Genomic DNA, 1,591 nt, shown 5'->3' on the forward strand with positions numbered 1-1,591 from the left:
ATTGGGTACAAGAAACGTGCCCCTCAGCCCGGCCCACCCAGACGCGGCGGCGGCGGGGCCAGCACATCCTCCACCGAAAGCGTCCGCGCCTCGGAAGGCAGCATGATCGGGATGCCGTCACGCACCGGATAGGCAATCTTGGCGACCCTGGAAATCAGTTCGCCGCGCTCCGGATCCCAGGCCAGCGGCCCCTTGGTCAGTGGGCAGGACAGCAACTCCAGCAGCTTGGGGTCGACCTTCTTCCCGTCACGTCCGTCCGCCATCGCGCCCTCTTACTGCAAACTCGACCCAAAATCCTCATTCTCGCGCGCCAGCGCCATTTCGGTGATGGCGATCAGCGTCTCGGCCCGGGTCTTCAAATCCGCCGCTTCGAGCAGCGCCTGTTTCTCGGCTGGCCCATAGGGCGCCATCATCGACAACGCATTGACCAGCATGGCATTTTCGGCCCGGCTGACGCTTTCCCAGTCGGCCTCGAGGTCGTTGGCCTGCAGATAGGCGCGAAATGCCTTGAGCAGCGATGGCCGGTCGATCTCGTTGCCCGCCTGGTCCTCATCGAGATCGGCAAGGAAAGGCGAGGGCTTGCACTGGCGAAACGGCGTCTTGACCGTCAATTCGTGGGCGATGCGGAACCGGCACACGCCCTGCAGCGAAATCAGGTAACGGCCGTCGCCGCTCTCGGAAAAGGCGATGATGCGCCCGGCGCAACCGACATTGCAGAGTTCCGGCTCGCCGTCGTCGCGCAAGGCCCCGTCGAGACTGGGCTGGATGACGCCGATGAGCCGCGAGCCGGCGATCGCCTCGTCCACCATCTGCAGATAGCGCGGCTCGAAGATGTTGAGCGGCATGCGGCCTCCCGGCAGCAAAAGCGCCCCCTCGAGCGGAAAGAGAGGGATCGTCGACGGCAAATCCTTGGCGAGCCGGTAATGCGCGTTTCCCGCTTGCACCTCATTCCTCCGATCGCGCCATCAAGAAGCGCGTGAGTTCTTGGCCCTAATCTGGCGCAATCATCGCCGACGCCAAGCCCGTGCGGCAAAACAACCGGCAGCCGGCTCAGGAAAACAGCAGCGCCGACAATTTGCGGCGCGCTGCCAGCGTCGCCTCGTCGGTCATGCCCCAGGCCTCGAACAGCTGCAGCAATTGCGTCCTCGCGCCATCCTCGTTCCAGGCCCGGTCGGCCTTGATGATGGCCAGCAGATTGTCGGCTGCGGCCGTACGGTCGCCGTTGGCGTTCTGGATCATGGCCAGATCGAAACGCGCCTGGTGATCTCCGGGATTTTCCGCAAGGCGCCGCTCGAATTCGGCTGGATTGCCGAGAGCCGCCGCCTGCGCCGCAACCGCCATCCTGGCGCGCAGGGCTGCCACCGGCGGCGCATCCTTCTTGGCCTCCGGGGCTGTTGCCAAAAGCGCCTCGGCGCCTTCCGTGTCGCCGGCCTCGAACAGCAGCTCTCCCAGTCCGGCGATCGCCTCGATCGTCTCCGGCGCCTGCGCCAGGATGGCGTCATAAATGTCGGCCGCGGTCTGCATGTCGCCGGCGTCGCGCGCCTCGGTCGCCGCAGCCAGAGCTTCGGCCACCGGCGGCGCGCCATTGCCC

Annotated in this window: 3 protein-coding genes; all 3 read right to left on the reverse strand. The window is 65.9% G+C overall.

The window, feature by feature from the left end; all coding sequences use genetic code 11:
• Positions 1-23: 23 nt before the first annotated feature.
• Positions 24-263: a Trm112 family protein gene (locus EN969_RS30375; RefSeq protein ID WP_127419693.1), complete on the reverse strand. Its 240-nt coding sequence runs from the start codon at positions 261-263 to the stop codon at positions 24-26.
• Positions 264-272: 9 nt separating this feature from the next.
• Positions 273-944, reverse strand: a complete 672-nt coding sequence (locus tag EN969_RS30380) for an LON peptidase substrate-binding domain-containing protein (RefSeq protein WP_127419694.1) — start codon at positions 942-944, stop codon at positions 273-275.
• Between the two features lie 106 nt (positions 945-1,050).
• Positions 1,051-1,591, reverse strand: a 541-nt coding sequence (locus tag EN969_RS30385) for a tetratricopeptide repeat protein (protein WP_127419695.1), incomplete at its 5' end; no start/stop codon positions are given.

It is taken from the genome of Mesorhizobium sp. M7A.F.Ca.CA.003.01.2.1, from assembly GCF_003998945.1.
In the GTDB taxonomy this organism is placed as follows: domain Bacteria; phylum Pseudomonadota; class Alphaproteobacteria; order Rhizobiales; family Rhizobiaceae; genus Mesorhizobium; species Mesorhizobium ciceri.